This is a genomic window from Siminovitchia terrae, assembly GCF_003605405.2.
GTDB classification, from domain to species: domain Bacteria; phylum Bacillota; class Bacilli; order Bacillales; family Bacillaceae_C; genus Siminovitchia; species Siminovitchia terrae.
Genome location: NZ_QYTW02000062.1, coordinates 1 through 615 on the forward strand (window position 1 = coordinate 1; position 615 = coordinate 615).

Annotated in this window: 1 protein-coding gene; it reads right to left on the minus strand. The window is 43.4% G+C overall.

The window, feature by feature from the left end; all coding sequences use genetic code 11:
* The coding region (locus D5F11_RS25665) for an isopeptide-forming domain-containing fimbrial protein (protein ID WP_126646701.1) at positions 1–615 on the minus strand (615 nt) is incomplete at both ends.

Sequence of the window (615 nt, forward strand, 5' to 3'; positions counted from 1 at the left end):
CACTAAATCTTTGACCAAGCTGTCTTCGATTGTATTCTTCGTTGTGATCGTGTAACGAATCGTGTCGCCTACTTCTGGATTTTTAGCATCTGTATTACCTTCTGCTTTCTTCTCCAGTTTCGAGGACTTCTTCGAGTCTAGCTTTGGTTCTCTTGGATAGATTTTTACTTCTTCTTCCGGTTCGTCTGGATCTCCGGTATTTTCCCCACCAACGACGGCAATGTTTTTAATATCCTTGCCCGATTGGCCTTTGTCTACCGTTACCAAGAAGCTTACCGTATGGGCTTTCGTATCCGTTACATTTCCAAAGTTGCCTGTAACCTTGCCGTCTACCACATGACCAGCGTCATCGTCTTTGGCATCTGTAACTGATTCACCATCTACTTCAAGGCTGCCTGCTACATAGCTCAGACCGGATGGAATCGTATCCGTAATGACTAAATTTTCGACCAAGCTGTCTTCGATTGTATTTTTCGTTGTGATCGTGTATCGAATTGTGTCACCGACTTCTGGATTCTTGGCATCTGTATTACCTTCTGCTTTCTTTTCCAGTTTCGAGGACTTCTTCGAGTCTAGTTTTGGTTCTCTTGGATAGATTTTTACTTCTTCTTCCGG